Source organism: Rhodococcus spelaei, assembly GCF_006704125.1.
Lineage (GTDB): Bacteria > Actinomycetota > Actinomycetes > Mycobacteriales > Mycobacteriaceae > Rhodococcus_G > Rhodococcus_G spelaei.
This window is the reverse complement of the sequence record NZ_VIGH01000011.1, coordinates 59,544-83,943: the sequence shown is the minus strand read 5'-3', so window position 1 is coordinate 83,943 and position 24,400 is coordinate 59,544. Positions and strand designations below refer to the sequence as shown.

Below are 24,400 nucleotides of genomic sequence, written 5' to 3'. Positions count from 1 at the left end.
TCCGGCCGCCCGCCGGACCCTCGGCATCGGGCGGGCACGCATGGGCTCCAGCATCGAAGCACCTCCCGGCACCGGGCGCCACCCGGCCGCCCGCGCGCTGGCCGGACTGCTCGCGGCCGCCGTCGTACTCGCGGTCGGGGAACTGGTGTCGGTGCCGATCGCCGCGGAGTCCTCACCGTTCTACGCGGTCGGCTCGGCGGTCGTGGACGTCACTCCGCAGGGCATCCGGGAGTGGGCGATCTCGACCTTCTCCACCTCGGACAAGACCGCACTGTTCGCGGGTATCGCCGTGGTGATCGCACTGGTCGCCGCGGCCGCGGGGATCGTCGAGAGCCGAAGCAGGCCCGCCGGCAGCGTTCTGCTGGTCGCGCTCGGGATCGTCGGGGCGGCTGCCGCGCTCACCCGGCCCGGCTCCGACTGGACGTGGGCGCTGCCCACTGTCGTCGGCGTCGCCGCGGGGGTGTTCACCCTGCGTCGCCTCACCAGCGCACTGGACCCGATCGAGGCCGGCGCCGCCGCCGGTATCCCCCGGCGCCGCTTCCTCGCCCTGGCGCTGACTGCCGCCGCGGTGGCAGCCGTGGCCGGGGTCGTCGGCCGGATGCTCGCGGAAGGTCGCCGCGTCGTCGCGGAGAACCGCGCCGCGGTCCGGGTACCGACCCCGACCTCGCCGGCTCCGCCACTGCCCGCCGGCGCCGACCTGCCGGTCCCGGGGATCACGTCGCTGGTGACCCCGAACCACTCGTTCTACCGCGTCGACACCGCGCTCCGGGTGCCCTCGCTGACCACCGACGACTGGCGGCTGCGCATCCACGGGATGGTGGATCGCGAGGTCACCCTCGACTACGCCGCGCTGACCGCCCGCGCGCCGATCGAGCGCATGGTGACCCTGACCTGCGTGTCGAATCCGGTCGGCGGAGACCTGGCCGGGAACGCGATGTGGATCGGCTATCGACTCGCGGACCTGCTCACCGAGGCCGGGGTACACCCGGACGCCGACATGCTGCTGTCCACCAGCGTGGACGGATTCACCGCGGGCAGCCCGACCGCCGCGCTGACCGACGGCCGCGACGCAATGCTCGCGGTCGCGATGAACGGCGAACCGCTACCGCTCGAACACGGCTATCCGGCGCGACTGGTGGTCCCGGGCCTCTACGGCTACGTCTCGGCGACCAAATGGGTGGTCGACCTCGAACTGACCCGATTCGACCGCGCCGAGGCCTACTGGACCCGGCGCGGCTGGTCGGCGCACGGTCCGATCAAGACCGCCTCCCGCATCGACGTCCCCCGGGACCGGGCGAGCGTGCCTGCCGGACGAACGACGGTGGCGGGTGTCGCGTGGGCCCAGCATCGCGGCATCTCGGAGGTGCAAGTGCAGGTCGACGACGGCGGCTGGTCGTCGGCTGCGTTGTCCAGCGAGTACACGAACGACTGTTGGCGGCAATGGGTCTGGGACTGGGAGGCGCCCACTGGCGAGCACACGCTGCGCGTGCGCGCGGTCGACGGTAGCGGGACGGTGCAAACCGGTGAGGTCGCCGACCCGGTCCCGGACGGGGCGACCGGATGGGACAGCGTCCGGGTCAGCGTCGGCTAGTCAGATTCGGGCGGCGTCGACGAGGTGCTGCGCGACCGACACGTCACCGAACATCTCGAGGGCGGCCAACGGCCTGCGGCGCCACATCGTCAGGAGCAACTCCTCCGCGGTGCCTCGCACCGCGACGTCCCCCTTCGCGTGCCCGGCCTCGACCTGCACACCCTCCGGCGTGCACCGCAACAACCACTCGGCGTCCGGGGTGTCGGTGCCGTGGAGGTGAACGGTCCTGCCGTGCAATACCTCGGGCACCGACGGCAGCGCGCGGGCGAGCATCAGCCTGGCCCACTCGTCGACGCCGTCGGCGGCACCCGCGGGGTCGACCGGCTCCGGCGCGACCCCACCGGCCGCGTGCACGGCGTCGGCAGCGTCCACCCGGTGCACGGCCACCTCGTGCGCCTGCCGACGCATCCAGAACCGAATCGTGCCGGGCCCGGCGAAGGTCGGCGCCGCGCGGTCGACGTCGTGGGCGACCAACTCGGCGAGCAACGCGTCCAGTGCGTCCCGGTATGCAGGTAGGCAGTCGCGACCGTGCGGCAGGGACTCGAGCCCGGCGGCCCCGTCGAGCTGTGCGTCAGGGCCCGCTGCCAGGGTGGCGCGCACCCACCGGTGAACCTTGCCGGTGTGCCGGACCACCCGCTCGAGCGTCCAGCCGGGCACGGTCGGCACCGGTGCGCCGAGAGCATCCGCGGGCATCGCGGCGAGCCGCAGCCCCTCTGTCCGCAACAGGTCCAGGTGCTGGTCCGGAGTCATCCCGCAACGCTAGTACGAACGACGAACTCGGCGACGTCGTCGACGACCCTCCGCTGGACCGGTTCGTGCAGCAAATCGTGTCCGGCGTCGGGATACTCGTGCAGCTGCGCGCCGGAGACACGGTCAACGAACTCGCGCGCGCCGTCCACCGGAGCCCGCCTGTCGTCGACGCCGTGCACCGCGAGAATCGGCACCCGCACCTCGTCGAGCGCACCCGGGTCGTCCGCAGTCTGGCGCGGGATCCCGCACAGCACGGCTGCCACGAACCTGTTCGGGTCCGCGGTCAGCGCGGCAACGGTCGCCGCCGCGCCGAGCGAGTGGCCCATCACCACCAGGTCGAGTCCGGGACTGTCCGCGGCCGCGATGTCAGCAAGGCGGAGCGCGTTCTCGCCGAGGTCACCGAGCGGTCCGTACTCGCCGAGCTCACCCTCGCTGAGTCCGTGCCCCACATGGTCGAGCGCCCACAGCTCGACACGTCGCTCGGCGAGCATCCGCGCGAACCGGTGATAGTGGCCGCTGTGCTGGCCCAGTCCGTGCAGGAACACCATGCCGACCACGGGGTCGGAGCACGGCCAGTGACGGTAGTGGACCTGTCCGGAGGCCCCTTCGAAGAACGGCACCGGCAGAGTATGGACCAATGTCCAGGTCGAGCCGACCGAAATCGATCATTCGCCGATCGGAACCTGTCAGGCGCATGGCGTAGCCGCCGCCGGCACCGGCAGCGCGTGCGCCGCGGTGGCCCGCCGGGAATGGGTCACCGCGGCCGTCAGTTCGGTCCGCTCCGGGTTGATCGCGACGATCGTCGGCGACCCATCACCCGCTGTGCGGAACGGGCGGCGCCCCACAGCACGGGGTCGGGTTCAATGGTGGTCATGCCGATGACTGTGCCCGCGTACGGCGACATGTTCCCCAAGCTGCTGCTGGTCGATCCCTCGCGGACCGCCGAGCCGCGACTGCTGCGCGCGCTGCACCTGGCTGGGATCGCGACGGCCCCCGTCGGCGGAGACATCACGGGTCTGAAGCTGTTCGGCGCCTGTGTCGTCGCCGATCCGGCCGAGGAGTGGGACCAGCTGCGGCCGTGGGTGCGGGCGGTCCTCGCGTTCGGCGCCGATGCGTGGAACTCGACACTGGCCGTTCTGTCCGTCGACGGACCCCGTTTCGCACCCGGTGCATCCGTGACGAGTACCGGGGACCGCACGATCACTGTGCTCGGGTGCACCGACCTTCGCGACGATGCGCCGACCGACTCGATGCTCGCCGACGCACTGTCGTCGGCGCAGGATGCGGCCGGGCTGTCCTGGGGTTGTGGCGGCAGCTCCGCTGCGCGTTTCCGGTAGTCCCCACCACAAGAAGCGCGCCCAGGCGCCTTCCGTCAGATCCGCGCCGCGTCCGGCATCGGCCGCGCCCACTCGTCGACCCGCCGGCCGTCGGGTGTCATGGCCGCACGCTGCCGAGGATGAAGGCCGCGACGTCGGACGTGACCCGGCGGTGCACCGGTTCGTGCAGCAGATCGTGCCCCGCGTCCTCGTACTCACGGAGGTCGGCGGCCGGCACCCCGGCCGTCCAGGACCGGGCACCGTCGATCGGGGCGAGGCGGTCGTCGACGCCGTGGACGACGAGGATCGGCGCCCGAACGCCTTCGACAGCACCGGGATTCGCGGCAGCGGCACGCGGCAGCCCGCACAGGACGACGGCGGCGAAGCGATCCGGTTGCATCGCGAGGGCCGCGATCGTCGTGGCCGCACCCAGCGAGTGGCCCATGATCGCCAGTGGCAGGCCGGGACGCTCGCTTTCGGCGATGGCGGCGAGCTGCAGGGCGTTGGCGGCAAGATCGGCGACGGGCCCTGGATCCCCGGGCCCGCCCTCGCTGAGTCCGTGCCCGACGTGGTCGAGCGCCCACATCTCGATGCCCCCGGCGCCGAGAGCCCGAGCGAACCGGTGATAGTGCCCGGCGTGCTGCCCCATGCCGTGCAGGAACACCAGTCCCGCAACGGGATCGGGACACGACCAGTGCCGGTAGTGCACCTGCCCGGATGCGCCGGCGAAGAACCCCGTCACCGGCCGACCGACTTCCGGCTGCGTCCCTCGAGGCTCACGTCGCCACGTCGTTCACCACGTCGTGCTCTCCTCTTGTCCCGTCCGTGTCACCAGTCACCGTAACTGTCGGGGGCGTCTGTCATAGTCGCTGCGTGTTCCTCCTCGACGACGTACTGATCTACAGCGCCAGCGATCTGTCCCAGGCCGCGGAGTGCGAGTACGCGCTGCTGCGCAGGCTCGACGCGAAGCTCGGCCTGGTCGAGTCGGCAGGGGACGACGAGCCGGACCCGATGCTCGACCGGACGTCCGCGCTCGGCGACGACCACGAGCGCCTGCACCTGCAGCGTTTCCGGGATCGGTTCGGTGACGGTGTCGTGCAGATCGAGCGGCCGCGGCACGACTGGGAGGAACTCACCCGGGCGAACCGCGCGACCGTGGCCGCCGCCCGGTCCGGAGCCGACGCCATCTTCCAGGGCACCTTCTTCGACGGCCGGTTCCTCGGCTTCTGCGACTTCCTGGTCCGCGAGGACGGCCGCTACTCGGTGTACGACACCAAGCTCTCCCGCCACGCCAAGGTCACTGCACTGCTGCAACTGGCCGCCTACGCCGACGCCTTGACCGCCGACGGGATCGCGGCCGCACCGCTTGCGCATCTGATCCTCGGCGACCACAGCGAGGTCTCGTACCCGCTCGAGGACATCGCGCCGGTGTACCGCCAGCGCCGCACCGAGTTGCTGCGGGTACTCGACGAACACCGGGACGAGGCGATCCCCGCGCAGTGGGGCGATCCCCGCTACCGAGCCTGCGGCCGGTGCGGGCACTGCGGCCCGGAGGTCGAGCGCACCCGCGACCTGCTGCTGGTCGCCGGGATGCGAACTTCGCAGCGGGAGAAGCTGATCCGCGGCGGGATCGCGGACCTGGATGCCCTCGCCGACTCGCAGGCACCGGTCGACGGGATGAGCAAGGCCACCTTCGCGGGGCTGCGGGCCCAGGCCGCGGCCCAGGTCCGGCAGGAGCGCGGCGGCACACCGGTATTCGAGGTGATCGACGACGCCGGGGCGCTCGCCGCGATCCCCACGCCCGACGCGGGCGACATCTTCTTCGACTTCGAGGGCGATCCCTTGTGGGCGGAGGACGGCTCCTCCGACTGGGGCCTCGAGTACCTCTTCGGCGTCGTCGAGGCGGACACCGGAGAGTTCCGGCCGTTCTGGGCGCACGACCGCGCGCAGGAGCGCCGGGCCCTGATCGACTTCCTCGACTACGTCGCCGAGCGCCGGAAGTTGTTCCCCGGCATGCACGTCTACCACTACGCGGCCTACGAGAAGACCGCGCTGCTCCGCTTGGCCGGCCGATACGGGGTCGGCGAGGACGCGGTCGACACGCTGCTGCGCGAGAGCGTACTCGTCGACCTCTACCCGGTCGTCCGCGCGGCCATCCGGGTCGGGGCCCGGTCGTACTCGATCAAGAAGCTCGAACCGCTGTACATGGGCGAGCAATTACGCGGCGGCGACGTCACCGACGCCGCGGCGTCGATCGTCGCGTACGCGGACTACTGCGGGCTGCGCGACGCGGGCAAGGTCGAACAGGCGCAGGAGTTGCTGGACGGCATCGCCGACTACAACGAGTACGACTGTGTGTCCACGCATCGGCTGCGGGACTGGCTGCTGGGCCTCGCCGGCGAGCGCGGGGTGAGCCCGCACCCGGTCCAGCCGGTGCTGGTGTCGGTCACCGAGGACCCCGACCCGGCCGAGCTGGCGTTGCGGGGCTACGTAGGCGACACGCTGCCCGTGGATCGGTCCGCCGACCGGCAGGCCGCAGCCCTGATGGCTGCCGCGGTCGGCTACCACCGGCGGGAGCGGAAGCCGTTCTGGTGGGCGCACTTCGACCGCCTCGTGCAACCCGAGGACGAATGGGCTGATGCCGCCGACGTGCTGGTGGCCGAGAGGGTCGAGGTGATCGAGGACTGGCACCGCAAGACCGCGCGCCAGAACCTGCGGCGTCGACTGCGGATCAGCGGCCGTTGGGGCACCGGGTCCACTCCTCGCGAGGGCGACGTCCACATCCTGTACGACAAGGGAGCCGGGGTCGGCACCGAGGATCCGGCGACCCGAGGTGCGGTGGGCGCCAAGGTGATCGAGCTCGCGGAGGAGGTCGCACCCGGGGGCGAGATGCGCGACGTGGTGATCGTCGAGGAGGTGCTGCGCCGCGGCGCCGAGGAGCACGTGTGCCTGCCGATGGCCGTGGCACCCGGCCCGCCGATCCGCACCAACCGGATCGAAGCTGCGATCGCAGCACAGGCCGCCGAGATGGCTGCCACCCTGCCCGCGATGCCCTCGACCGCCGCCGTCGACATCCTGCGCCGGGTGCCGCCCCGAACCCGGTCCGGCAGCCCGCTTCCGATCGCCGATCCGGAGAACCGGGCCGCCGCGATCACCGCCGCACTGCTCGACCTCGACAACTCGTACCTCGCGGTGCAGGGACCGCCCGGGACCGGCAAGACGCACACCGGTGCCGCCGTGGTCGCGGATCTGGTGGTCCGGCACGGCTGGCGGGTCGGCGTTGTCGCCCAGTCGCATTCGGTGGTCGAGAACATGCTCGACGGGATCGTGCGGGCCGGGGTCCCCGGCGAACGGGTCGCGAAGAAACCCGGCTCGGGTCTGGCCGAGCACCCGGCCTGGACGAAGATCGAGGCGGACGGCCTCGCCGGATTCCTCGCCGACCACGAGCAGTCGGGCTGCGTGATCGGCGGCACCGCATGGGATCTCGCACACACCGACCGGGTACCAGCGGCCAGTCTGGACCTGCTCGTGGTCGACGAGGCCGGCCAGTTCGCGCTCGCGAACACCGTGGCGGTCGGGATCTCGGCTCGAAACCTGCTGCTGCTGGGCGATCCCCAGCAGCTACCCCAGGTCAGCCAGGGCACCCACCCGGAGCCTGTGGACACCTCGGCGCTCGGCTGGCTCGCCGAAGGGCACGGCGCGTTGCCCGCCGAACTCGGGTACTTCCTCGACCGGACCTGGCGAATGCATCCGGCGGTGTGCGAAGCGGTCTCGACGCTCTCCTACGACGGACAGCTCAAGTCCCAGGAGTCCGTCACGACGGCGCGCGCCCTGACGGGTGTCGAACCGGGCGTCACGGCGTTGTACGTCGAGCACGACGGCAACTCCACCGAATCCGCGCAGGAGGCGAGCGCGATCCTCGCCGAGGTGCAGGCGCTACTCGGCCGCGACTGGACCGACCCGCAGGCCTTCGACGGCACCCGGCCGCTCGGGCAGCCGGACATCCTGGTCGTGGCGCCGTACAACGCACAGGTGGGCCTGCTGCGCCGGACCCTCGCCGACGCGGGCCTCGGCGAGGTCCTCGTCGGCACGGTCGACAAGTTCCAGGGGCGCGAGGCCGCGGTGGTACTGATGTCGATGACGGCATCCTCGATCGACGACGTGCCGCGCGGGATGGGTTTCCTGCTGTCCCGGAACCGACTGAATGTCGCCGTCTCCCGCGGGAAGTGGCGGGCGGTGATCGTGCGCGCCCCGATGCTGACGCACTACCTCCCCAGCACACCCGCCGGGCTGGCCGAACTCGGCGCCTTCATGCGCATGCACGGCTAGCTGTACTCAGTGGGGTGTTGGTGTGGGTCATCGGGTCACCGGGCCCGCACTGGGTGCGATGACTCGCAGCAGCGGCAGGGCGGCCACCAGCGCGACCGCGACCAGGAGGCTGCTGGCCCACACGGGACCTAGGTCACCAGCAACGGCACCGAGAGTCGCTGCGGCAACAACAGGTCCGCCTGCCGCCCCGATGTTGAGCGCAGCGGTTGCGTACGACCCACCCATGGTGGGGGCGCCCTCGGCCTCATAGAGCACCCTCGCAATCAGGGTGCTGCCCAGCGCAAAGGACAGTGCACCCTGCGTGAACACCAGGAACAGAAGCGCCGCCGGGTGCGCAGCCAGGGTCGCCAATGCGACCCAGCCAAGCAACAGCAGCGGGCCGCAGACCGCGATCGTGATGGCGGGACGCCGATCCGAGAACCGTCCCGCGACAGTGACGCCGACGAAAGACCCAACACCGAAAAGCGTCAGCACAACAGGAACCCAGAGCTCTTCCAGGCCGGCGGTATCGGTCACGATCGGCGCCAGGAAGGTGAATGTAGCGAAAGTGGCGGCGTTGACCAGGGCGCTGAGCAGAACGACCCCGATCAGTCCGGGCCTCGCTAGTTGGGCGATCTCGTTCCGAAGAGGCAGCGACGCCGAAGCACCCGCGGTGGTCGCTCCGGCGTCAGCCGGGATGCCCTTGGCGATACCGAACGCAGCGGGAACGCAGAGTAGCGCGATCGCCCAAAAGGTTGCCCGATAGCCGAGCAGTGTGCCGAGCAACGCGCCGCCTGGAGCTCCGGCGATGGTTGCCATCGTCGTGCCTGAGAGCAGGACTGCCAGCGCGCGTCCCTTCTGATCGGCTGCGACGAGGGTGGCCGCGGTACTCAATGCGACGGCAAGGAATCCTGCGTTGGCCAGTGCGGCGATCACCCGGGTGACCAGCAGCACCGCGAAACTTGTCGTGAGGGCGCCCACGACGTGCGTCAGTGCGAAGGCCAGCACGAAGAGCAGCAGAGTTGTCCGGGCGGGCCATCGGCGTGCCAGCGCCGCCATCAGAGGCGCCCCGGCGATCATGCCGACCGCGAATGCCGAGGTGAGCAGGCCGGCTGCCCCGATCGACACATCAAGACTATCGGCAATGTCCGGCACCAGGCCGGCAAGCATGAACTCAGAGGTACCCATGGCGAAGACCGCCACGGCGAGCATGTAGAGAGGGAGGAACATCGAAACTCCGAAGTGAGAGAACGAACAAGGAACGTCTCGTCACCGCGGCCAGCGCCCGGAAGGTACACACAATTGCCCGCGCAGCCAGGCTGCTGGGATGCGAACTGAGAACTCAGGGATTCAGGGGGCTGACGGCGTGACCGAAAGCCCCCATCCGGTCTGACTCAGGGCTCGACATAGTCGCCACAGTAGCTCAACGACACCATTGGCGATGAACTGCACCAACAGTGACGCAACCACGCGTCGTCGTTTCCCGCCCCGCAACAGCCAGCCGGTTGCGGGATCTCCCAGCAGTGGGGGTGCCGTACCCGGGCGACGTCACTCAGCCGAAGCACTGCCCTTCACCGCGATAGGTGGGCACGGTGGTGCGGGTGCCGTCGGCGTCGACGAGGTGCAGTTCGGTGAACCGCTCGCACAGCTCGCCCGCCTTCGCGTGTCGGAACCAGACGCGGTCGCCGATCCGCAGCGCGCCCGCCGCCAGTCCGGCGACCGGCGTCTGCACCTCGCCCGCACCCTCGTTGCGCAGCAACTTCAGACCCGCGGGCCAGACCGGGGTCGGCACCCGGGAGGCACCCGTGGGTCCGGATGCGATGTAGCCGCCGGAGAACAGGGTCGCGATCTTCGGGGTCGGCCTGCGCACGGCCGGCAGCGCGAAGAACATCGCCGGACGCGGTGTGAACGCACGGTACTTGTCGAAGAGGGTCGGCACGAACAGCCCTGAGCCCGCGGTGACCTCGGTGACGGCACTGTCGGCCGAGCTGACCTCCAGCGACCCGGTGCCCCCGCTGTTGACGATCTCGAGTGTGCCCGCGACCGCGGTCACCGCGTCGACCACCAGTCCACGGCGCGTGGACAATTCGGCCGCGGAGGCTCGTTTGACGAGCCGGATCGCGGCGCTGCTGTCGGGCAGGCCGGCGATCTGCGCCTCGTAGAACATGACGCCGACAACCGCGAAGCCGCGGCGCTTCGCAGCGCGGGCGACCGCGGCGGCGGCCTCGGGGGTGCGCAGCGGAGAGCGCCGCACACCGAGGTGGACGGGACCGATCCGAAGCGAGGCGTCGACGTCGAGGCAGACGCGGGCGGGCACCGCCGAACTGCCCGCCGCGGAGTGCACCACGTCCAGATGGTCGGGACTGTCGATCATCAGGGTGATCGACTCGAGCAGCAGCGGGTCGGCGGCCAACTCGGCGAGGGCGCCACGGTCGGTGGTCGGGTAACCCATCAACACGTCGCGGGCGCCGGCTCGGACCAGCCAGATCGCCTCGCGCAGCGAGAACGACATGATGCCGCGGAATCCGCCGTGGGCGGTCAGTCCGGCACCGAGCGCTTCCTCGAGCACTGCGCGACTGCGCACCGACTTGCTGGCGACGCGAATCGGGGTACCACCCGCACGGCGGGCGAGGTCGGCGATGTTCGCACGCAGCGAGGGCAGGTCGACCGCGGCCAGCGGCGGGTCGAGCGGGCGCGTCGCCGCGTCGAGACGCTCGTGGGTCGTTGAGTCGCTGGGCACGGCATCCAGTCGCTGCGAGGTGGCGGTCACGGAAGACGAGTCAACCACCGGACTGGACGACTGTCCATGATCAGGAGGCGACGGGCTTCGCCTCGACCGCCTTCATCGCGATCATCTGCACCGCGTCGTCGAGCTGCGCGATCACCGCTTCGCCGTTGCGATCGACGAGCCAGCGCAGCACGATGCCGTCGATGACGGCGAGGCAGAAACGGGCGATGTCCGCCACCGGCTCGGTCCAGGTGGTTCCCGTGTAGCGCGCGGTCTCCGCGAGGAACGCCGTGGCTTCGTCGTCCATCGTGTGATACTGCTTCGCTGCGATGGCGCCGGCCAGCTCCGCCCCCGCAGCCTGCTGACGCAGTCCGTACGCGGTGATCTCGTAGGTCAGCAGCTGGCGGTCCGGGGTGGCCTCGATGATCGGCCACATGTTGGACAGGCCGCTGTGCAGCACCTCCCGCAGGCCGCGAAGTCCACTCTGGTCGCCTTCCCCCTGGGCCGAGCCGAATGCGTACCGGAGCGCGGCGCTGAGCTGGAGCACGATCGCCTCGCCCATCGCGGCGACCAGTGCCTCCTTACTGTCGAAGCAGTAATGGACCACCCCGAGGGAGACCCCCGCATCCTCGGCGACGGCACGGATGGTGACGGAGCTGATGCCGCCCCGTTCCGCGATACCCATCGCCGACTCCACGAGTTGCGCGCGACGTTCGTCCGCCGGAAGCCGATTCAGCATTCGACGATCCTAGAACGCCGGAGCCGGACTTGCGCACAGGTGTTGACCTGGACGGTCGTCCATGTGAATAGTGGGCGCATGGATTCGAAGACCTGGCACAACTGGGCGCGCAGCGCCAGCGCCAGCCCCCGTCGCTTCGCTACGCCCGCGACCGTTGCCGAGCTCAGTGCCGAGATCGCCCGTGCCGCCGCGGATGGCCTGCACGTCAAGTGCGTCGGCGCCGGACATTCGTTCACGCCGGCCGCCGCCACCGACGGGGTGATGATCAGCCTCGACAACCTGACGGGCATCGAATCCGTGGTTCCGCGCGAGCCGTCCGGCGCGCTCGTCACCGTCTTCGCGGGTACCCGACTGCACGAACTCAATCCCAAGCTGTGGGATCTGGGTCTCGCGATGACCAACCTCGGCGACATCGACGCCCAGTCGCTCGCCGGCGCGATCTCCACCGGCACGCACGGCACCGGCGCGAAGTTCGGCGGGCTGGCGACTCAGCTGCGCGCGCTCGAGGTGGTCCTCGCCGACGGCACCGTGACGAACTGCTCCGCCGACGAGAACCCCGAACTCTTCAATGCAGCCCGCCTCGGACTCGGCGCGATCGGCGTCATCTCCAAGCTCACCCTGCACTGCGAGTCCGCCTACAACCTGCGGGCAGCCGAGGCCCCAGCGCTGCTCGGCGAGACCATGGCGGCGATCGAGGAGAACGCCCACGGCGTAGACCACTTCGAGTTCTACTGGTTCCCGCACACCGACCGCGTGCTGACCAAGCGCAACACCCGACTGCCTGCCGACACCCCGGTCGAGCCGGTCGGCAAGGTCCGCGGCTACGTCGACGACGAACTGCTCTCCAACACCATGTTCGAGGGCATCAACCGCGTCGCGACCCGCTTCCCCGGTGCCATTCCGCAGATCAACAACTTCTCCTCGCGGGTGCTCTCGGCCCGCGACTTCACCGACCGCAGCTACCGGGTGTTCGCATCGTCGCGCCGGGTGAAGTTCCGCGAGATGGAGTACGCGGTCCCCGCCGAGACCCTGCCTGACGTGCTGCGCGAGCTCGAATCCTGGTTCACACGTTCGGAAGTCCGGGTCGCCTTCCCCGTCGAGGTCCGTTTCGCCGCCGCCGATGACGTGTGGCTGTCGACGGCGAACGGTCGCGACACCGCGTACGTCGCCGTGCACCAGTACCACCGGCGCGACCACCGCCAGTACTTCGACGCGGTCGAGGCCATCGCGCGTGCGGTCGACGGCCGGCCGCACTGGGGCAAGATGCACTCGCGCACCGCCGCGGACCTGCGGCCCACGTACACACATTTCGACGAGTTCTGTGCGGTCCGGGACAAGTACGACCCGCAGCGGGTGTTCGACAACGATTACCTGCGCCAGGTGCTGGGATAGGCCGGCGCGTGCGGCGAGTCACCGGCATCGTCCACGCCGCGCCACCTAGCCTGGCGTGATGGTCGATCTGAGTCGTCGAGGCTTCCTCGCGGTAGGCGCGGCGGGCGCCGCCCTGCTCGCTGGGTGTGGCGACGTGTCCGACCCCGGCGTCCCGCCACTGCCAGGCGGCGGGACCACCGCGACCGCCTCCCCCGTGCGCCGGGCGACGTGGCGCGTGCAGGGCGAGCCACTGGTTCCCGCGACGGGTTCCGGCGCCCTGGACGGCACGACGGTGGCCGTGACCGATCTGTTCGCGGTCGCGGGCCAGAAAATCGGGGCGGGCAATCCACAGTGGCTGGCCGAGGCCGCAACGGAGCCGAACAACGCCGAGGCGGTGGCCCGACTGCTCGGCGCCGGCGCGTCCGTCGCCGGGCTCGCGCAGACCGACGACCTCGGGTACGGCCACTCCGGGGTCAACGACCACTACGGGACGCCGCCGAACAACGCTGCCGCACAGCGGATCCCCGGCGGTTCGACGTCCGGGGCCGCGAGCGCGGTCGCCGGCGGTGAGGCATCGATCGGACTGGGCGCCGACACCGGCGGATCGGTCCGGATTCCCGCCGCCTACCAGGGACTGTTCGGCTTCGTCGCGACCAGGGGCGCCGTCCCCACCGCGGGACTGCTGCCGTTGAGCCCGACGCTCGACACCGTCGGCTGGCTCGCCGCGGACGTCGCCGCGCTCGAGAAGGCGGTGACCGCCTCGGTCGCCCGGGCGCCGACACGGCAACTGGCGCGCGCCGTCACCGCCCCCGGCATCAACGCGATCGCGACCGGCGCGGTGCTCGCCGCCACCACCACCGCCTTGACCGCGTGGCGCAAGTCCGACCTGCCGCCGCTGACCGACCGCGACTTCGACATCGCGGCGATGCCGGACTGGTACGACGCCGTCTCCACCGTCGTCGCGTTCGAGGCGTGGAAACAGCACAGCCCCTTCGTGTCCGGCGCAATGTCCGCCCTCGGCGGCGAGGCAAGGGAGAACCTCGCCACCGCGAGCCGCACCTCGGAGGAGGCGTACCGGCGGGCGCTCACCCAGCTCGACATCGCGACCGCTGCGATCCGCGGCTACCTCGGCGACACCGTGCTGGTGCTGCCGACCACCGCCTCGCCTGCCCCCGAGAGGTCGGGCGGCGACATCAGCGGCGAGACCTACGCGAACACCATGCGCAGTACCGGAATGCTGCTCTCGATCGCGACGATCGCCGGGCTGCCGGCCGCCACGGTGCCACTGAAGTCGGCAGACAAGGTTCCGGTCGGACTGTGTCTGGTCGGCCCCGCCGGGCGCGACCTCGACCTGCTCGCCCTCGCCCGCCGGGTGCAGGGCAGCGGGTTCGTACGCTGACCCGGCCGACTACCCGCCGAGCAGTTCGGCCTTGCGCTCGGCGCTCGCGAACGACGCGCGGATCGAGTTGCGCGCCAGCGTCTCCCGCTCCGCGTCGGTCAGACCGAGCTCGGCCTGCAGGCGCGCGAAGTTGTCGTCGACATAGCCGCCGAAGTACGCAGGGTCGTCCGAGTTGACGGTCACCAGCAGTCCCGCCTCGAGCATGCGGCGCAACGGATGCTCGGCGAGGGTGTCGACCACCCGCAGCCGGACGTTGGACAGCGGGCACACCGTCAACGGCACCTGCTCCTCGACCAGTCGGGCGACCAGCGCTTCGTCCTCGAGGCAGCGCACCCCGTGGTCGATGCGCTCGACCCGCAGCAGGTCGAGGGCCTGCCGGATGTAGTCCGGCGGACCCTCCTCCCCCGCGTGCGCCACCGTCCGCAATCCGTTGGAGCGGGCCCGGTCGAACACGTCCACGAACAACGACGGCGGGTAGCCCACCTCCGCGGAGTCCAGTCCCAACCCGAGCACCGGGACATCCAGGCGCAGCACCTCGTCGAGCATCGCCTCCGCCTCGGGAACCGGGCGGTCCCGCAGTACCGCGGCGATCAGGTCGCTGGACACTCCGAACTCGGCTTCACTCGACCCGACGGCGTCCGCGAGTCCCTCGAGCACCGCGGGCAGCGGCACCCCGCGAGCGGTGTGTGCCTGGGGGTTGAAGAAAATCTCGGCGTGCCGGACCCCGCCCGCGGCGGCCCGGGCGAGGTACGCGCGGGCCAGGTCCGCGAAGTCCTGCGCGGTCCGCAGCACCGTCATGTTCGCGAAGTACAGGTCCAGGAACGACTGCAGGTCGGTGAACTCGTAGCGCGAGCGCAGGTCGTCGAGGTCGCGGTACGGCAGGTCCACCTTGTTGCGTTGCGCGAGTTCGAAGATCAGCTCGGGTTCGAGGGAGCCCTCGATGTGCATGTGCAGCTCGGCCAGCGGGGTCGACATGGACTAACGACCCTTCCAGACCGGGGCGCGCTTCTCCGCGAAGGCCCGCGAGCCCTCCTGCGCGTCCTCGGAGGCGAACACCGGGCCCATCAGCTCGAGCTGTCTGGTGAAGGCCTCCTCGTCGGACCAGCCCGCGGACCTGACGATGACCTCCTTGGTGGCGGCGACCGCGAGCGGTCCGTTGGCGGTGATCCGCTCCGCGAGTTCGAGGGCGCCGTCGAGTGCCTTGCCCGGCTCGGTCAGCCGGTTGACGAAGCCGTAGCCGTGCGCCTCCTCGGCGGTGAAGGCGTCGCCGGTCAGCGCGAGCTCGAGCGCCTTCTGGTACGGGATCCGCTTGGGCAGTCGGAGCAGCCCGCCGCCGGCGGCGATCAGTCCGCGTTTGACCTCCGGGATGCCGAACTTGGCATCGGACGCGGCGACCACCAGGTCGGTGGCGAGCACCAGTTCGGTGCCGCCGGCCAGCGCGTAGCCCTCGACGGCGGAGATGATCGGCTTGCGCGGCGGCGCCTCGGTGAAGCCGAGCCCCTTGCCCGGCACCACCACGTTCTCGCCCGCCACGAAGGCCTTGAGATCCATGCCCGCGCAGAAGTTGCCGCCGGCGCCGGTCAGGACGGCCAGCGACAGGTCCGCGTCGGCGTCGAGTTCGTCGACCGCGGCGGCGAGCGCGTGGCTGACCGCGGAGTTGATCGCATTGCGCGCGTCGGGGCGGTTGATGGTGATGACCAGGATGCGGCCACGTCGTTCGAGCAGCACTTCGTCAGACATGACGCCTACCCTAAACCTCCGGGTCGTTCCGCAGACTCCACTCCTGCGCCGTCAGTGGCCCGTGTAGGTGGCCTTCCCCGGTCCGACCTCGAGGAAGCTGCGCACCGCGCCACGGAGGTCGTCGGTCCCGAACAGGGCGCCCGACACCTCGGGAGTGATCGAATCCGCGTGCGCGACACCGCCGGAGCGCCAGGCCTCGATGATCCGCTTGGTGGCGTGGTGTGCGCGGGTGGGACCGTCGGCCAGTCGCTGTGTGAGCGCGCGGGCGGCGGTGTCGACGTCCGCGTGGACGGCGTTGACGACGCCCCAGTCGGCCATCGTGGTGGCGTCGTAGAGGTCACCGGTCATGACGAGCTCACGGGCCCGGCCGGACCCGGCCCGCTCGGCGAGGCGCTGCGGCCCACCCATCGACGGGGTCAGCCCGACCACCGTCTCGACCAGCCCGAACTTCGCCTTCGGCGCGGCGAGGATGATGTCGCAGGCCAGCGCGATCTCGAAGGCGGCGGTCAAGGTCAGCCCGTGCGCGGCGTACACGACCGGGCAGGGCAGCGCCTCGATCTGGTGGACAAATTCCGCGAACAGGGTGCGCCAGAGTTCCGCGCCCTGGTCGACGGACAGCCCGTCGAACACGTGGACGTCCACCCCACCCGAGACCACCTTGCCCTCGGCGCGCAGCAGCACCGCGCGCGGCGGGTCGGCCGTGAGGGCGTCCACGTCGGCGGCGATCGCGTCGAACATGGCCTGGTCGAACAGGTTCAGCGGTCCGTGCGCGAAGGTGAGGACGGCAATCTGCGCGCCCGCCTCGGTGGTGCTGCGTTCGAGCCTGGTCGGCCTCCCGGGTTCGGTCATGGCGTCAGCCTGCCACAACCGAACCCGTGCGAGCCTCAGGCCTCGACCGACTCCGGCGTCGCGTCGGCCCGGGACGGCTCACCGGCCCGCACCGGCCGCGAGAAGCACAGCGAGGCAACGAAACCGACCAGCAGGACGCCCGCGGGCAGCAGCACGGCCTGGGCCATGGAGGTGCTGAATCCGTCGACGATGAAGCTGGGCAGCGCACCGCCCTCGTCGGGTCCACCGCCGGAGGGGACGCCGTTGGCGGCCAGCCGCGAGGTGATCAGGGCACCGACGCCTGCGCTACCGAGGACCGCGCCGACCTGGCGGGTGGTGTTGTACACGCCGGATCCCGCGCCCGCCGCGTTCATCGGCAGGTTGCGGGTGGCGGTCGCCGCCAGCGGCGACCAGATGAAGGCGTTCGCGACGCCCATCAGACCGATCGGCAGCAGTAGCTCCCAGATCGCGACGTCCGGCTTCATCACCAGCGCGAGCCAGCCGAGCGAGACCGAGAGCATCAGGAAGCCGGGCGCCGCGATGTAGCGGGGGTGCACCCGGTCCACCAGCTTGCCGACATTCGGCGCGAGCACGCCGGTGAGCACGGCCATCGGCACCATCAGCAACGCCGAGCCAGTCGGCGAGAGCCCGCGGACCGCCTGTGCGTAGAACATCAGCGGCAGCACCATCGCGGTGATCGCGAAGCCCATCGAGGTGATCGCGATGTTGGCCAGCGAGAAGTTGCGGTCCTTGAACAACCCCAGCGGCAGCAGGGGCTCGTTCTTGTTCCACGACTGGTACCAGACGAAGACGATCAGCATCACCACGCCGGCCGCGATGAACAGCCACACCCGCGCCGACCAGTTGTAGGTGTTGCCTTCCTGCAGTCCGAACACGAGGAAGAACATGCCGAGCGCGCTGAGGACGACGCCGGGGATGTCGAAGCGGTGCGAATGCGTCTCGAGCGTCGGGACGTACCGCATCGCGGCGAGGAAGGCGATCACGCCGACCGGGACGTTGACGATGAAGATCCACTGCCAGCCGAGCCCGTCGACGAGGACGCCACCCGCCAGCGGGCCGACCAGGGTGGCGACACCGGCGACCGCACCCCACAGGCCCATCGCGGTTCCGCGCTTGTCCGGCGGGAAGATTCGGGTGATCACGGCCATCGTCTGCGGGGTCATCAACGCCGCACCGAAGCCCTGGAACACCCGCGCGACGATGAGCATCTCGACGTTGCCCGACAGGCCGCACCACAGCGAGGCCAGGGTGAACAGCGTCAGGCCGATCAGGTACAGCTTCTTGGGGCCGAACCGGTCACCGAGCCGGCCGGTGACCAGCAGCGGCACCGCGTAGGCGAGCAGATACGCACTGGTCACCCAGACGACGCTGTTGATGTCGGTGTGCAGCGACTCCATGATCGCCGGGTTCGCCACCGCGACGATGGTGGAGTCGACGAGGATCATGAAGAACCCCAGACACAGCGCCCACAGCGCTGGCCATTGTTTGATGTCGGCGTTCTGGTTTGTCTCGGTCACGTTCAGCCCTTCGCCGTTTCGGGGTGGTGCTCTTTGCTCAGCGCGGGTGCGTGCCAGGGCAGCGCCCCGCTCTCGATCTCGTCGATCAGCCCGCGCAGCCATTCGGCCTCGGTGACCGCGAGCGCTCGCAGGTACTCGAAACCGAACCAGAACACTCGCGGGCTCTCTCGGGCCTCGGCGGCCTCACGCAACGCGTCGAGGTCGTCGATGTCCTTCTGCACCAGGTCGATCCGCTCGGCCAGTGACGTGCACACGGTGTCCGGGTGGAGGTTGTGCGCCTCGGCGAGCGCCAGCGGAAACGCCGGGTACTCGCGAATCGGGGTGGAGAGGGCGGACCCGATCCACTCGGTCAGCGCCGCGCGCCCGGCTGCGGTCGCGCGGTAGGTGGTGCGCTCCGGGCGGTTGCCCGCTCGCTCCGTACCGACGACCGCGACGAGTTCCTGGCGTTCCAGCCGCTCCACGGTGTGGTAGAGCGAACCCGGCCGGATCTTGACGAGCCGTTCGTCGCGACGCTGGACGTGCAGTTGGTACATCTCGTACGGGTGCATGTCGCGCTCGTTGAGCAGTGCCAGCACCGTGATTGCAAGGGGGGTCAACCGAGCCGCCATGCACTCACCCCCGATATAGCCCGAGCCAATTAGTCCAGACGGAATATACGATACGGAGCAGGGTGCGACAAGTGCCGTGCGCGACCGATACCGTCGCACTGTGGACTCGCACCAACTCGACATCGTCGCCCTCGCCTGGTCCCGGGAACTCGGCCTGCCGGACGACGCACTTCGCCGCACCGGTACCCGGACGCTAGCGCCGGCCACCGACACGGTCCGATTCGTCCGGCTCGGTGGGGCCAGCGCGCTGGTCGGCCCCGACTGGCTACTCGAGAACGCCGCCGACGTCGACGACGACGCACTCTCGACGCGCACGACGCTCGTCGAGATGACCAAGGAGCAGGGTGGCCGGTGCACCGGTCCGCGACTGCTGGCGTACGCGGCCGAGGTGGGTGACGACATCGGCGCGGAGAACCCGCTGATCTCCCACGTCCTGCCGCACGTGCTGGCACTGCAGTCGCTGTGCCCGCCCGACGACGTCGCCGAGGCCGACCTGACCGGCCGGCGCAACTGGTTCACCGTGCTCGACGAGGACGAGACTCCCCTCGCCGGTGCCGGGTACACGGAATGGCAGGGCATCGTCGCCCGCGTCGGCGTGCTGACCGCCCCGGGTGTACGGCGCCAAGGGCATGGCTCCGCCGTCGGGCGCCTGTGCACGAACGACGCCATCGACGAGGGCCTGATCCCGCAGTGGAGCCCGCACCCCGACAACACCGCGGCGCGTCGGCTCGCGGCGCGACTCGGCTACGAGGAACTCGGTTCCGTCATCGAGGTGGCACTGCGCGCGTGAGAGCGCGCGAGAAGGGTGCGCGGCACTACCGTGAACCCGTGACCGAAGAGAACAGCACCACGGGCGCGTATGTCGAGGCGGGCAAGGAGTTCACCCGCGACACCCACTACATCGAGACCCGGATCACCGCGGACGGCCGGGACGGCTACCCGGTCGAGCCGGGCCGGTACCGACTGATCGTCGCCCGGGCCTGCCCGTGGGCCAACCGCGCGATCATCGTCCGCCGGCTGCTCGGCCTCGAAGACGTTCTGTCCATGGGGATGTGCGGCCCGACCCATGACAAGCGGAGCTGGACCTTCGACCTCGACCCCGACGGCCTCGACCCGGTGCTGAAGATCCCGCGTCTGCAGGACGCGTACTTCGCCCGCTTCCCGGAGTATCCGCGCGGCATCACGGTGCCCGCCATCGTCGACGTCCCGACCGGACAGGTGGTGACCAACAACTACCCGCAGATCACCCTCGACCTGTCGACGCAATGGTCGCAGTACCACCGCGAGGGCGCCCCCCAGCTGTACCCGGAGCACCTGCGCACGGAGATCGACGAGGTGGCCGACCTGATCTTCCGCGACGTGAACAACGGGGTGTACCGCTGCGGTTTCGCAGGCTCGCAGGAGGCCTACGATGCCGCGTACGAGCGCCTGTTCGCGCGGCTGGACTGGCTGACCGACCGGCTGTCGGGGCAGCGATACCTGGTGGGCGACACCATCACCGAGGCCGACGTGCGATTGTTCACCACCCTCGTCCGTTTCGATCCGGTCTACCACGGGCATTTCAAGTGCAACCGCAGCAAGCTCAGCGAGATGCCGGTGCTGTGGGCGTACGCCCGCGACCTGTTCCAGACTCCCGGATTCGGCGACACCGTCGACTTCGCGCAGATCAAGCGCCACTACTACGTGGTGCACACCGACATCAACCCGACGCAGATCGTGCCCGCCGGCCCGGACCTCGCGAACTGGCTGACCCCGCACGGCCGGGAATCATTGGGCGGCAGGCCGTTCGGCGACGGCACCCCGCCGCTACCACCGAAGCCCGGCGAGGTGGTGCCGGCCCGGGACTGGGTGCCCGTTCACTCCCCGGCGTAGGTGCCGAAGCTCCAGTACACGCCCTGCGGGTCGCGAACCGTGAATCCCCGCGAGCCGTAGTCCTCGTCGGTGAGGCCCTTGACGACGACGGCCCCCGCCGCGACCGACCGCCGGTACAGCTCGTCGGGGTCGTCGACGACGATGTACACCGAGCCGGTGCCCACGGGGTGATCGGCGAGCACCGAGTCGGCGCGATGACTGCCGAGCATGACGCCACCGCCTGCCGGCCAGTCGAGCTGCGCGTTGTCGACCCGGTCTCCCTCGCCGTAGACGGCGACCTCGACGAACCCGAAGGCCTCGACGAGGAACGCGATCGCGGCTCGGGCGTCGGAGTAGATCAGGGTTGGCCAGATGACGGTCTTCGCGGGTGTGGTCATGACCTCGACAATGCTCCTTGCGGCAGTGATCCGCATCGCATCCGGCGAACATGGTCGTGGCGGCCGGAACAAAGCGCGGACACTCGGCCGTTGGTAGGGAGTTCGGCCGCAGTCGGTGCCGGTCGCGACGAAGGAGAGGGTCGATGGCAGACAAGCTGGGACGCGTCGAGCAGGTCATCGTGTCGTTGCTCGACAACGGCGCCAAACTGCAGGGACCGGCGGTGCACAAGTACGTCGAGCGGGTCCGTCGGGCGCACCCGGACAAGAGCCCGCAGCAGATCGTCGAGCGGATGGAACGCATGTTCCTGACCGCAGTGACGGGCAGCGGCGGCGCGGTCGGGGCGGCAGCCGCCGTTCCGGGCATCGGCACGGTCGGCTCGATCGCGGCGGTCGGCGCCGAATCCGTGTTCTTCCTGGAGGCCTCCGCACTGTTGACCTTGGCGATCGCCTCGGTGCACGGCATCCCGGTCGACCAGCACGAGCAGCGCCGCGCCCTGGTACTCGCGGTCGCGCTCGGCGCCTCGGGCATGGAGATCGTCGAGAAGGCGGTGGGCGCGACCACCAAGAACTGGGGCTCACTCATCACCAACCGGATCCCGGCGTCGACGATGACGGGGATGAACCAGACCCTGCTGCGCAAGTTCGTCACCAAGTACGCCGCCCGGCGCAGCGCGCTCGTTCTCGGCAAGCTCGTGCCCGCCGGGATCGGCGCGGCCATCGGTGGGGTCGGCAACCGAACGATCGGCAAGGGTGTGGTGGCCAACGCCCGGGACGCCTTCGGTCCCGCGCCCGCGCACTGGCAGCGCACCCTCACCTCCTGACCCCCCGGGGGTATGGTTGGGGACATGCACCGCCGCCCGACCACCGCCCGATCCGGACTGTCCCGCGCAGTCCTGACGGTCGCGCTGGTTCTCGGGGTACTGGCGATGCACCACGTCGCGACCTCCGCGATGCGGGTCGCGTCCGCGACGACGGCGGCGCACGCAGCCGACATGGCGCCCGCTGCGGACATGGCGCCCGCTGCGGACATGTCCGCCGGCACCGCCGTCCTCCCGTCGAGTGACCATCCGCCGGCGGGTCACGCCGGCGAGCACCACATGCTCAACGCATGCCTCGCGATCCTGCTCGCCGGAACGCTTCTGCTGCTCGTACTGGTGCTCCTCGGCCTCGCGCCCGGCGCCGCGTCGAGCGCGGGTCGCCGACGGGCGGGCGGGACGGGCTCCGGCCGCGGGCCACCGTTCGTCGCGGCCACCTCGAACCGCCTTGCGCTCCTGTGCATTCTGCGGGTGTGACGGGTCCACTGCGTGTCCACGCAGTCCGACCGACCACTCAGACGCAGCGAAAGAGCAAGGAACGACAATGAACACACGAACCAAGACCGCCGGACTGATTGCCGCGGCGGCGGCCGCGGCCGCGCTCGTCGCGGGCTGCTCGACCGACGACTCGGGCACGGGCCACTCGATGGACTCCATGTCCATGCCCATGTCTGCGAGCGCACCGGCCGCCTCCGCCAGCCACAACGCGGCAGATACCGCGTGGGTGCAGATGATGATCCCGCACCACCAGCAGGCGGTGCAGATGGCGGCGCTCGCGGACGGTCGCACGCAGAACGCGCAACTGCTCGCGCTGGCCGGCCAGATCAAGGCCGCCCAGGATCCGGAGATCGAGCAGATGTCCGGTTGGCTGACCGAGTGGGGTGTGCCGCCGATGGCGGCCGGCATGGATCACTCGTCCCACGGCATGAGCGGCGACATGGGCGGGATGATGTCCGCCGACCAGATGTCGCAGCTGGAGAAGGCGACCGGGGCGGACTTCGACCGCGCCTGGCTGGAGATGATGATCGAGCACCACCAGGGCGCGATCGACTCGTCGAAGCAGATCCAGGCCGACGGCCAGAGCGAGCAGGTTCGCGAGCTCGCCGGGAAGATCATCGCCGGTCAGCAGGCCGAGATCGAGCAGATGAACGCGATGCTCGGCAAGTAGTCCGAGGGCCACGGCCGCCGAACGGAGAGTTCGGCGGCCGCGGCCACCCGACCCGGGTCAGGCCGAAGTCCGCACCGGTTGTGGACTCGACCGCAGCAGCGGAATCATGAACACAACCCCGAGCGCGAGCACCCCCGCCCCCACTGCCAGCGCCGACGTGTAACCCCGACCCAGTAGCGGCGCGACCGTCAAGGGCCCGACCACCTGTCCGAGTCCGTACACCGCCGTGCCGATCGCCGCCGCCCGCGGCCCCACGAGCACCGCCCCCTCGCCGAGCGCCAGCATCACGATCCCCATGAACGTCCCGCCGAAGCACAGCGCGCCGATCAATTGCACGGCCGCGGAGTCCGACACCGCCGAGACGGCCACCGCGACCGCCTGCACCGCCAGCGCGACCGTCATCATCGCCACCCGGGAGTGCCTGCGCGAGAGCCTGATCCACACCACGCACGACGGCAGCGCCGCCACTCCGACCGCGATCCACACCGCGCCGCCGAGCCACCGCTCGGTGCCGATCGAGGCGACCGCCGCAACCAGGAACGTCGCAGACACGATGTACCCGACGCCCTCGCAGAAGTATGCGGCCATCAGCCAACCGAACCTCCGTCTGGCCCCGGGTGTGGGCGTGGGTGTGGGTGCGGGAGTCGACGAGTCACCCGCCGCCGCGGGCGCACTCGCCCGGCCGGCGGGCAGCGTCCAGGCCGCCACCGTCAACACCGCGGCCAGTCCCGCCGCGACCAGCCAGCCCACCCGCCAGTCCGCCGAGGGGCCGAGCGCGAGAATCGCCAACCCCGACAGTGCGATTCCGCCTCCGACACCGCCGAAGACCCAGCCGACGCCGTCGCCGCCGGACCCGACCTCCTGGTGCGCGACCCGCGCGGTGAACACGAAGACCGCTGCACTGGCGACGCCCGCGACGAACCTGAGCACCATCCAGCAGGCGACCGACTCCGTCGCCGGCATCAGCGCGAGCGTGGCGACGAGAACCACCAGCGACAGTCGCAGTGACAGGCGGCTGCCCGTCAAGCGGTGGCCGAAGATCGCGGCGACCGCCCCGGCCAGGTACCCGAGGTAGTTCGCGGTCGCCAGTGTGGCCGCGGACGCCGAACTCAAGTCCGCCTGGGACTCCATCAGCGGGAGGATCGGCGTGTAGGCGAAACGGCCGAGCCCCATCGCGACGGCGAGTGCGAGGCTGGCCCGCAGCACCAGGAATCGACGACTGTCCACGGGCGGCACCATGATCGGCAGGCTA

General features: G+C 70.5%; 23 protein-coding genes. 10 read left to right on the top strand and 13 right to left on the bottom strand.

Going from position 1 to position 24,400, the window contains the following annotated elements; translation table 11 throughout:
* The first annotated feature begins 40 nt into the window (after positions 1–40).
* The gene (locus tag FK531_RS21060; RefSeq protein ID WP_142102963.1) at positions 41–1,591 is read left to right on the top strand and encodes a molybdopterin-dependent oxidoreductase; all 1,551 of its coding nucleotides are present in this window, start codon (positions 41–43) and stop codon (positions 1,589–1,591) included.
* Here FK531_RS21060 and FK531_RS21055 read toward each other — a convergent pair whose 3' ends face one another.
* Both FK531_RS21055 and FK531_RS21050 read right to left on the bottom strand, forming a co-directional pair.
* A complete protein-coding gene (locus FK531_RS21055) occupies positions 1,592–2,341 on the bottom strand; it encodes a maleylpyruvate isomerase N-terminal domain-containing protein (protein WP_142102961.1) in 750 nt (249 codons plus the stop codon).
* Positions 2,338–2,961, bottom strand: coding sequence for an alpha/beta hydrolase (locus tag FK531_RS21050; RefSeq protein ID WP_142102959.1), 624 nt, complete (start codon positions 2,959–2,961; stop codon positions 2,338–2,340). The genes FK531_RS21055 and FK531_RS21050 overlap by 4 nt, the downstream gene beginning before the upstream one ends.
* A gap of 258 nt (positions 2,962–3,219) precedes the next feature.
* On the opposite strand from FK531_RS21050, the gene FK531_RS21045 reads away from it, so the two are divergent.
* Positions 3,220–3,678, top strand: a complete 459-nt coding sequence (locus FK531_RS21045) for a uracil-DNA glycosylase family protein (RefSeq protein ID WP_142102958.1) — start codon at positions 3,220–3,222, stop codon at positions 3,676–3,678.
* A 97-nt stretch (positions 3,679–3,775) separates the two neighbouring features.
* Here FK531_RS21045 and FK531_RS21040 read toward each other — a convergent pair whose 3' ends face one another.
* On the bottom strand, positions 3,776–4,399 hold the full coding sequence (locus FK531_RS21040; RefSeq protein WP_246098305.1) for an alpha/beta hydrolase: 624 nt from the start codon (positions 4,397–4,399) through the stop codon (positions 3,776–3,778).
* Positions 4,400–4,530: 131 nt separating this feature from the next.
* On the opposite strand from FK531_RS21040, the gene FK531_RS21035 reads away from it, so the two are divergent.
* Positions 4,531–7,986, top strand: coding sequence for a TM0106 family RecB-like putative nuclease (locus FK531_RS21035; protein WP_142102956.1), 3,456 nt, complete (start codon positions 4,531–4,533; stop codon positions 7,984–7,986).
* A gap of 27 nt (positions 7,987–8,013) precedes the next feature.
* Here the strand turns inward: FK531_RS21035 and FK531_RS21030 are convergent, their stop codons facing one another.
* The 3 genes from FK531_RS21030 to FK531_RS21020 form a co-directional block, all read right to left on the bottom strand.
* Positions 8,014–9,195 (bottom strand): Cmx/CmrA family chloramphenicol efflux MFS transporter, encoded by a 1,182-nt coding sequence (locus tag FK531_RS21030; RefSeq protein ID WP_142102954.1) that lies wholly within the window; start codon positions 9,193–9,195, stop codon positions 8,014–8,016.
* Positions 9,196–9,517: 322 nt separating this feature from the next.
* Positions 9,518–10,735 carry an amino acid deaminase/aldolase gene (locus FK531_RS21025; protein ID WP_246098304.1) on the bottom strand — a complete coding sequence of 406 codons (1,218 nt, stop codon included), beginning with the start codon at positions 10,733–10,735 and terminating at the stop codon, positions 9,518–9,520.
* Between the two features lie 40 nt (positions 10,736–10,775).
* Positions 10,776–11,432 carry a TetR/AcrR family transcriptional regulator gene (locus FK531_RS21020; RefSeq protein WP_142102952.1) on the bottom strand — a complete coding sequence of 219 codons (657 nt, stop codon included), beginning with the start codon at positions 11,430–11,432 and terminating at the stop codon, positions 10,776–10,778.
* A gap of 78 nt (positions 11,433–11,510) precedes the next feature.
* Between FK531_RS21020 and FK531_RS21015 the strand changes: the two genes are divergently transcribed.
* Positions 11,511–12,824 carry a D-arabinono-1,4-lactone oxidase gene (locus tag FK531_RS21015; RefSeq protein WP_142102950.1) on the top strand — a complete coding sequence of 438 codons (1,314 nt, stop codon included), beginning with the start codon at positions 11,511–11,513 and terminating at the stop codon, positions 12,822–12,824.
* A 58-nt stretch (positions 12,825–12,882) separates the two neighbouring features.
* A complete protein-coding gene (locus tag FK531_RS21010) occupies positions 12,883–14,202 on the top strand; it encodes an amidase family protein (protein ID WP_142102948.1) in 1,320 nt (439 codons plus the stop codon).
* A gap of 9 nt (positions 14,203–14,211) precedes the next feature.
* Here FK531_RS21010 and FK531_RS21005 read toward each other — a convergent pair whose 3' ends face one another.
* From FK531_RS21005 to FK531_RS20985, 5 genes are all read right to left on the bottom strand, one after another.
* Positions 14,212–15,177, bottom strand: coding sequence for an adenosine deaminase (locus FK531_RS21005; RefSeq protein ID WP_142102946.1), 966 nt, complete (start codon positions 15,175–15,177; stop codon positions 14,212–14,214).
* Between the two features lie 3 nt (positions 15,178–15,180).
* The gene (locus FK531_RS21000) at positions 15,181–15,942 is read right to left on the bottom strand and encodes a crotonase/enoyl-CoA hydratase family protein (RefSeq protein WP_142102944.1); all 762 of its coding nucleotides are present in this window, start codon (positions 15,940–15,942) and stop codon (positions 15,181–15,183) included.
* Positions 15,943–15,993: 51 nt separating this feature from the next.
* Complete coding sequence (locus FK531_RS20995; RefSeq protein ID WP_142102942.1) at positions 15,994–16,791, bottom strand: enoyl-CoA hydratase/isomerase family protein; 798 nt, start codon at positions 16,789–16,791, stop codon at positions 15,994–15,996.
* Between the two features lie 35 nt (positions 16,792–16,826).
* On the bottom strand, positions 16,827–18,236 hold the full coding sequence (locus tag FK531_RS20990; protein WP_246098308.1) for an MFS transporter: 1,410 nt from the start codon (positions 18,234–18,236) through the stop codon (positions 16,827–16,829).
* Between the two features lie 74 nt (positions 18,237–18,310).
* A complete protein-coding gene (locus FK531_RS20985; protein WP_354003520.1) occupies positions 18,311–18,904 on the bottom strand; it encodes a PadR family transcriptional regulator in 594 nt (197 codons plus the stop codon).
* A gap of 112 nt (positions 18,905–19,016) precedes the next feature.
* Between FK531_RS20985 and FK531_RS20980 the strand changes: the two genes are divergently transcribed.
* Positions 19,017–19,706, top strand: a complete 690-nt coding sequence (locus FK531_RS20980) for a GNAT family N-acetyltransferase (protein WP_142102936.1) — start codon at positions 19,017–19,019, stop codon at positions 19,704–19,706.
* Between the two features lie 38 nt (positions 19,707–19,744).
* Positions 19,745–20,788, top strand: coding sequence for a glutathione S-transferase family protein (locus FK531_RS20975; RefSeq protein ID WP_142102934.1), 1,044 nt, complete (start codon positions 19,745–19,747; stop codon positions 20,786–20,788).
* Here the strand turns inward: FK531_RS20975 and FK531_RS20970 are convergent.
* Complete coding sequence (locus FK531_RS20970; RefSeq protein ID WP_142102932.1) at positions 20,773–21,165, bottom strand: VOC family protein; 393 nt, start codon at positions 21,163–21,165, stop codon at positions 20,773–20,775. The two genes, FK531_RS20975 and FK531_RS20970, sit on opposite strands and share 16 nt — an antisense overlap.
* Before the next feature lie 143 nt (positions 21,166–21,308).
* Here FK531_RS20970 and FK531_RS20965 point away from each other — a divergent pair, with 143 nt between their 5' ends.
* The 3 genes from FK531_RS20965 to FK531_RS20955 all read left to right on the top strand — a co-directional run bounded on the left by FK531_RS20965 (position 21,309) and on the right by FK531_RS20955 (position 23,148).
* Entirely contained in the window at positions 21,309–21,986 is a 678-nt protein-coding gene (locus tag FK531_RS20965; RefSeq protein ID WP_142102930.1) for a hypothetical protein, read from the top strand.
* Between the two features lie 24 nt (positions 21,987–22,010).
* The gene (locus tag FK531_RS20960; RefSeq protein WP_142102928.1) at positions 22,011–22,457 is read left to right on the top strand and encodes a DUF6153 family protein; all 447 of its coding nucleotides are present in this window, start codon (positions 22,011–22,013) and stop codon (positions 22,455–22,457) included.
* A gap of 67 nt (positions 22,458–22,524) precedes the next feature.
* Positions 22,525–23,148: a DUF305 domain-containing protein gene (locus FK531_RS20955; protein WP_142102926.1), complete on the top strand. Its 624-nt coding sequence runs from the start codon at positions 22,525–22,527 to the stop codon at positions 23,146–23,148.
* Positions 23,149–23,205: 57 nt separating this feature from the next.
* Here the strand turns inward: FK531_RS20955 and FK531_RS20950 are convergent, their stop codons facing one another.
* Entirely contained in the window at positions 23,206–24,387 is a 1,182-nt protein-coding gene (locus FK531_RS20950) for a YbfB/YjiJ family MFS transporter (RefSeq protein ID WP_142102924.1), read from the bottom strand.
* Between the last annotated feature and the right edge of the window lie 13 nt (positions 24,388–24,400).